This is a genomic window from Acinetobacter sp. YH01006 (genome assembly GCF_013420445.1).
In the GTDB taxonomy this organism is placed as follows: Bacteria; Pseudomonadota; Gammaproteobacteria; order Pseudomonadales; family Moraxellaceae; genus Acinetobacter; species Acinetobacter pseudolwoffii.
The window spans coordinates 61,039-67,847 of sequence record NZ_VOYB01000013.1 but is presented as its reverse complement, the minus strand read 5'-3'; the positions used below and the strand labels follow the sequence as shown (position 1 = coordinate 67,847).

Below are 6,809 nucleotides of genomic sequence, written 5' to 3'. Positions count from 1 at the left end.
TGTTTTGCAACTTTACTGTCGTGGACGTCACCCCCAGTGATTTTAAAATCAATCGGTAATCCATTCGCGTCGGTTGCAAGATGTATTTTTGTTGTTCGTCCACCACGTGATTGTCCAATTGCTCTTTTGAAACCATGCCGAGCTCCACTTGCATGTTGATGCACGCGTATGTAGCTTCCGTCAATGAATACCCATTCTTGATCCAGGACGCCTCGTAATCTAAAAAAAATTTATCCCACAATCCCTTGCTTGCCCAACGATTAAAGCGATTGTAAGCAGTTTGCCAAGGACAAAATTCTTGGGGAATATCCCGCCATGTGGCGCCTGTACGCAGTTTCCATAAGATCGCTTCCATGATATTTCTACTATTCTTTGAACAGTAGCAACCATGTAATCGCATAGTATCTTGAATTTTCTGCCAGATATCATCGGTAAGAAGTGTGCGTGCCATTGAAAGTGTAGAAATAAAAATAACTCAAAGGAGGATTTTAAGTATTTAAAACCAATTCTTCAAATGAGGACACACCCTAGTTATTAACAAATTCAATTAAAAAACCCCTCAAAAAATAATTTTTTAAGGGGTTTAAAATAAATTTAACCACAAAAATAAATATTTATTTTAAATAATCTAATAAGTCATCAAAGTTTTCTATTTTATATTCAGGTTGTGCACGTTGTAATTCATCTGCACTGCCATAGCCATATGTAACTGCAATAGATTTGATTCCATTGCGGTGTGCACCCAAAATATCGTATTCACGGTCACCGACCATGATGCAGCCCTCGGCCTTTAAATGTTGCTGTTCTAAAATATACTGAATCAGCTCACCTTTATTGGTTCTGTCACCATTGAGTTCGCTGCCATAAATTTCAGTAAAATACTGAGCCAGATCAAAATGCTCTAAAATCTGTTTGGCATAAACCGTCGGTTTTGCCGTAGCGACAAACAAACGATAACCACGGCGTTTCAGTTCTGCCAACGTTTCTGCCACACCCTCGAAAACGTGATTTTCATATAGGCCTTTCACTGCAAAACGTTCGCGATAAGCCATCAACGCCTGCTCAGCCAGAATATGATCGGTCTCGATATTTAAAAGTTTGGCCAGCGAGGCTTTTAAGGGAGGACCGATAATCCAGTCGATATTGATCTCATCGCTAATCGGATGACCCACCTTTTCCAGACCGTAACGCGCAGACGTGGTGATCCCCACTTTAGGATCAGTTAATGTCCCATCCAGATCAATTAAAATATTCTTAATCACAGCCCATCCCCTCTCATCAGCACCGATATAAATTAATATCGAGAGTTCATTCAAATTTGCCTATACTAATGTAATTTTAGTGAATGAAGGACATCATTTTGCGCCCTACCGTACTTTGCTTTTCCGGTTTAGACCCTTCAGGTGGAGCCGGTCTTCAGGCAGATATTGAAGCCATTGGTCAAAGTGGTGCACATGCAGCAATTGCCTGCACAGCCCTCACCATTCAAAATTCACAGCAGGTTTTTGGTTTTGAAGCGACATCTAAAGAGCTGCTGCTGGCTCAGGCCAATGCCGTGGTGAATGACCTGCCAATTCGCTGTATTAAATCTGGCATGTTAGGCACCACAGAGAATATCGCAGCACTGGCGGAGTTTTTGACTGCACATCCGGACTATCTGTATGTACTCGATCCGGTTCTGGTGGCAAATAGTGGCGGTTCATTGGGCAATCAGGCGACACTGGTCAAAGCATTTACCCAACTAATTCCATTGGCTACCCTTCTAACTCCGAATACGGTTGAACTGCGTGCTTTAACAGGTGAAGAAGACCTACAGCTGGCCACTCAAAAACTATTTGATATGGGTGCACAAGCAGTTCTGGTTAAAGGCGGTCATGAAGATACGCCGGATTATATTCAGAACAGTCTGTATATCGCGGGCAAGTTGATTAATGAGACCCGCTGTCCACGTCTGGAGGGTGAATATCATGGTTCGGGTTGTTCACTGGCCAGCTTTATCGCCGGGCGTCTGGCCATGGGTGATCAACTCAAAACGGCGGTACAGCATGCAGAAACCTGGTTGTTTGGGGTATTAAAAATTGCCGACATCCCTGTTCCGAATGGTCAGAGAATTCCAAAACGCTTTTAAGATGATATTTTTTTAAATTCAAAAGCCTGAATGATTCAGGCTTTTTTATAGCGTTTATTTTTATGCAGGATATGACTATTTAAGGGGAATGACTTTGCTTACATAGGTCGGCAAATTCCAGGCACCGCCGGCAAAGCCTTTGCATTGTACGGTCAGACTACTGAAGCTTTTGACAAATTTCTTGCCATTCCAGGCCCATTCGTCCTGACTCAGACAATCGCCCAAACCACGTACTTTATGCCCGGAAAATATCTGGCCTTGGCTAAAGGTTTCTCCCGAAGTCGTCACCAGCTGTTTCAGTTGCTTGTTTTGGTCCATTAGCCAGAAGCCACTACCCATATTATAAGCCCCGCGCCAGCATGGAATCTGAACCAACTGATTTTGGGCATTAATGGGATAAATCGTCATGACGTCATCATCTAGAAAACGCTGGCTAAACAGCAAATCACATTGATCCTCGTTGGTGGTGGCTTTCAGTTTTCGAATCATCTGCTGACTGGCTGCCGTATTCAGTTTCGCTTGAGTGACTTTGCCTGACTGATATTTGGGTATCACAATTTTCGGTATCGCTGCGGCTTTGAGGACCGTCTGATCGGACTTTTTTCCCGGCCTGATCAAGGCTGAGGATGTAGAAAGTCGACGCTGAAATTCATCCATCTTCAGTAAAACCGCGCTGGCTCCGGCAGTCGATAAGTTCCATCGTGATTGAGCATTCTTAAAGACAACCGGACCTGCTCCCTGTACAGCTTTCAGCAAGGCTCGCGTTTGATCGGTACTGAGTTGCCCTATCCCCTCCCGATTCAAACCAATCATGCCATAAGGCGTGCTGGCAATTTGCAGCTGAAGCTGTCTGGTCGGTGTGGCAGCAGCTAAGGGTAAAATCTGGACCTGAGCTTTGATGCTACTGTTTGTCCCAGCAGCACGCTCTAGTAGCACCGAAACCGGCTGATCAATATCTTGATCCGATTGATAACCAGCAGCGCGGCAGGTGCCGGTATTATCACAGGCAATTTCCCAGTCTTTATGTGAAAAATGCAGGCCCTGAATGGCCGCCAGACTTAATGAGCTGATACTGGCTAGACCAAATGTGATACTCATGATTTTGATGCTGTAGATCCATTTTTGTTTCATCATCTAGTCCTTATTTAAAATGCTTGCCGAGGTGGCGGGCTGCATCTCTTTACCATTCAGCAAAATCAGCACCATGAACAAAAACACAATCCCGATCATGGCCAGTGGATTCAGAATTGTATTCAGCTAATCCAGTGCGGCTTCTTCACTCGAAGGTTCCAGGCCGACCACTTTGACATTCTGCACATTCGGATTCCTCGCTTCATGCTCTAAGGTATCGATCGAATTTTCTAGCCTATCAAAGGTCTGAATTGCACCGCCCCACATCCTGGCTCCCTGACAATAGGCTTTGAGTATATTCAGTTTTTGCTGAATGGTGTCCTGATAAAGCATGCCTGTAATCATTTGCAAAGATATTGCACTTAATTTTTTGAGCTTATGACTTAACTGACGCTTTTGATCCTGCGCATCTTACGGGTTTCCAGTTGTACCGGTACTGAGGTATGTTGATGCAACAATTGCCATCGTCCCTGCTGCTTGCTGAGACACATACTGACCCGGCACCAGCCCAACTGGAAAATCGGCTCAATTACCGCATAATTCACCCGAACATAGCCATCGACCAAGGCTAAATCAGTGCTCACATGAATATTGACATCTTGACGCTCTATCCGGATTCCTTCAGGTATAAAAGGCCGATATTGCAGCCAGAGCGCCTGATAGGCATCTATGCCTTTTATTTCAGTACTGACATCGACCAGACGGATATCTGGCCGGCATAATTGAATAATATCCTGGATCTCCAGACTGCATATGGCATGGTCCCATTGCTGAAGAAATGCCACGACTTCCTGACTCAGTTGTTCATCCCCAAAAACCTGCATAAAGTCCCCCTCAATCAGGTATTCAGACCTGAAATCGGAATTAAAATTGTCCCAAATTTCTGGTCTTTTGCTTTTCTTATTTTGATTATGCTCAAGCACTATAATTGCTTGGCTATCCCCTTTGTGTTATTCACTGCAATTCATCTGAATATTATTTAAAATATTATTTTGATTTCAATCTTTAAGTTAAGTCCAAAACTTCATGCAATCTGCATAGACATGCCACATTACAGCCCTATCAATCTTTATTTTTATTTAAATCAGGAATAGAGAGTTATCTGAACCCACTTTAAGACTTCTGCGGTATTATTGTAAATGACCAAAAATGTCATTTATAAAAAAATATGTTTATATTTTAATAAGATGAAATGAATTTAGGAATAGTATTCATGTTCGGTCGTCTGATTTATTTTAGACTGAGCAATTGTAAAGAGTTTAAGTACAACTCTTAAGCTGTCGCGATGCCACACAGCTAAAAGCCAGGATTTAAATCGTGGCTTTGCTATAGGTCTGCTTTGGCATTTCAATAATTTCGACACAGAGCTGAATTTTTAATTCGGGCTGTGGAGCAATAGATTGCTGCATCACCTCAAGCACCAATGCAGAAATCGCCTGACGCACTTCGACACTACGTCCACTCAATAGTGAGACTTTGGCATGTGCATAGGCCTGATCTGTCTGTGGACTCAGTCCAATGACATAATCCTGCTGCATAATTGCACGACTTTTTAAATCATCGGGATCGGTGACATAGCCTGCATTGAACAATGCCTGATGCATGGCCAGCAAGAGCGGCTGAGTCTGGAGCAGATGTTGAAGATTGTCAGAATATTCCAGATGCAGATGTGGCATACGAGTGATCTCGAATCAAAAACGTGAGGATTGGGACTATATAAAAAATAAACGCTGAATTTTAGCAATGAGACGATTTATCCACCGTCTCATGTCCAGTTAAAATTCTAGTCTGATGCCAGATTTAAGCTTTCTTGACATATTCAGATTTTAGCTTCATCGGGCCCATTCCCTCGATTTTACAATCGATATCATGACCATCGGCAGCATCCGGCAATAGGCGGATACTTTTGACTTTAGTACCCACTTTCACCACTGAAGATGAACCTTTTATTTTCAGGTCTTTAATGACCGTCACGCTATCGCCGTCCGCCAGCACATTGCCATGAGCATCCTTAATGATCACTTGTTCTTCAGTGATTTCGCCTTCTTTCCACTCATGTGCACATTCAGGGCAGATCAGTAGATCGCCATCTGCATAGGTATATTCAGATTGGCATTTTGGACAGTTTGGCAGACCCATAAGAACCTCGAAAAAGAGAAAAATTAAATAAATGAAACAAATAAGATCACAGTATAGCATCTTTGCAGAGATGCGCTTTTGAACAGGAGTTTCGTTGAAGGCCAGCTCATAATCATCAAGCATTAATTATCCGGGATATGCGGATTCACCAGCAAGGAAAGTAGCTGGAATGATTCCTGCCAACTTAAGTGACATACCGCAGGCGGCACTAAATCGGGATAGCCGACCTGAATAATATGCAGGCCTGTACCGACTGAAACCTTTTCAAAGATCACAGTGACTTCTATTTCACCTTGCAGATCTGGCGTCGAAAACTGATCGGTATAACGCAGTAACTGATTGGGAATCACCTCATGATAAATCCCATGAAAATGGTGCTGGGTACCAGTGGAAAAATTGGTAAAGGTGGTTTTATAGCTGCCGCCGGGTTTGACTTCCGCATGTTCTACCTTGGCAATAAAACCATGTGGTGCCAACCATTTTGCCAGTGCATCCGGATGAACAAAAGCACGATACACCCGCTCCGGAGGTGCACTAAACACTCGATGCATTTTTAGGGTGTAACTCATTTTGCCTAGTCCCTTATTGTTATTATGTATTTTTATTGAGGGATATTACCCTTCTCTTGTATAGACTGACCAGACCAAGCTGAGCATCCATAGAACTGATTTTACGCAATCCTCAATCTGGTATATATAATGACTATGTATCTGTATTAAAGTCCTGACATTCCGATATAACTAAATATAAAGGATAAAAAAACCCGGCAGCACCGGGGTTTTTTTATTTAAATACAGGCACAATCAGCTATTACGTAGACTGCTTTCTTCTTCATCCAGCTCATCATCATAGACATAGGCCATGCAGCCCCAACCATCATATTCACCCTGAAATTCTGCAGCGATTTTGCTGAACCACTGTTCCAGATCCACAATATCCTCGTAGGTTGGTTCCATATAGACATAAATCGTGATAATCCATTCCAGGGTCGCGCTTTCTTCATCCTGAAACAGGCTGATTTTTTGTTCTTCCTTTAAGAGATACAAGGCACAACGATCTGCCTGCTCTTCATCACTAAACACCAGCGAAAATTCGATTTCATGTGCTTCTTGCAGGTCGTCGCCATCCTGATGCATTTGCCACAGTACATTGCCATTTTCATCGTCAGGGAATTGATTGTAATCACGTGACATAGAAGTATCCTTATTATGATGCTGTTTTATTCTGCATCTAAGATTAGCTGATTTTTAGACAATTATCGAGATCCGGACAAAAAATATTATCTTTTAACCATAAATAAACATATGATTTTTATAAATATAAAAATTATCTGTCAAATGGGTATTTCTTAAATATTTATAGCCTATCACGTCCGGGAATATCGGTCTTTCGCTAAAACCCTATTCGTTAT

General features: G+C 42.5%; 9 protein-coding genes and 1 pseudogene. 1 reads left to right on the top strand and 9 read right to left on the bottom strand.

The features are described 5' to 3' along the window. Positions 1–451 (bottom strand): annotated as a pseudogene (locus FTT73_RS11715) (IS5 family transposase); the annotation flags it as partial. Between the two features lie 163 nt (positions 452–614). Continuing rightward, positions 615–1,262, bottom strand: a complete 648-nt coding sequence (locus FTT73_RS11710) for an HAD family hydrolase (protein ID WP_159516153.1) — start codon at positions 1,260–1,262, stop codon at positions 615–617. A gap of 98 nt (positions 1,263–1,360) precedes the next feature. Here FTT73_RS11710 and FTT73_RS11705 point away from each other — a divergent pair, with 98 nt between their 5' ends. Continuing rightward, complete coding sequence (locus tag FTT73_RS11705) at positions 1,361–2,128, top strand: hydroxymethylpyrimidine/phosphomethylpyrimidine kinase (protein ID WP_100355901.1); 768 nt, start codon at positions 1,361–1,363, stop codon at positions 2,126–2,128. Between the two features lie 75 nt (positions 2,129–2,203). Here the strand turns inward: FTT73_RS11705 and FTT73_RS11700 are convergent, their stop codons facing one another. From FTT73_RS11700 to FTT73_RS11670, 7 genes are all read right to left on the bottom strand, one after another. Continuing rightward, positions 2,204–3,259 carry a DUF1176 domain-containing protein gene (locus FTT73_RS11700; protein WP_180191462.1) on the bottom strand — a complete coding sequence of 352 codons (1,056 nt, stop codon included), beginning with the start codon at positions 3,257–3,259 and terminating at the stop codon, positions 2,204–2,206. A gap of 126 nt (positions 3,260–3,385) precedes the next feature. After that, a complete protein-coding gene (locus FTT73_RS11695; RefSeq protein ID WP_225553733.1) occupies positions 3,386–3,610 on the bottom strand; it encodes a hypothetical protein in 225 nt (74 codons plus the stop codon). 32 nt (positions 3,611–3,642) lie between these two features. Further along, a complete protein-coding gene (locus tag FTT73_RS11690) occupies positions 3,643–4,083 on the bottom strand; it encodes a nuclear transport factor 2 family protein (protein WP_180000566.1) in 441 nt (146 codons plus the stop codon). 486 nt (positions 4,084–4,569) lie between these two features. Beyond that, the gene (locus FTT73_RS11685; RefSeq protein WP_180191461.1) at positions 4,570–4,935 is read right to left on the bottom strand and encodes a 5-carboxymethyl-2-hydroxymuconate Delta-isomerase; all 366 of its coding nucleotides are present in this window, start codon (positions 4,933–4,935) and stop codon (positions 4,570–4,572) included. A 124-nt stretch (positions 4,936–5,059) separates the two neighbouring features. Next, on the bottom strand, positions 5,060–5,398 hold the full coding sequence (locus tag FTT73_RS11680) for a zinc ribbon domain-containing protein YjdM (RefSeq protein ID WP_005097964.1): 339 nt from the start codon (positions 5,396–5,398) through the stop codon (positions 5,060–5,062). A 122-nt stretch (positions 5,399–5,520) separates the two neighbouring features. After that, positions 5,521–5,967, bottom strand: coding sequence for an SRPBCC domain-containing protein (locus tag FTT73_RS11675; protein WP_005169565.1), 447 nt, complete (start codon positions 5,965–5,967; stop codon positions 5,521–5,523). Between the two features lie 234 nt (positions 5,968–6,201). Continuing rightward, complete coding sequence (locus FTT73_RS11670; RefSeq protein WP_005097967.1) at positions 6,202–6,591, bottom strand: ribonuclease E inhibitor RraB; 390 nt, start codon at positions 6,589–6,591, stop codon at positions 6,202–6,204. Between the last annotated feature and the right edge of the window lie 218 nt (positions 6,592–6,809).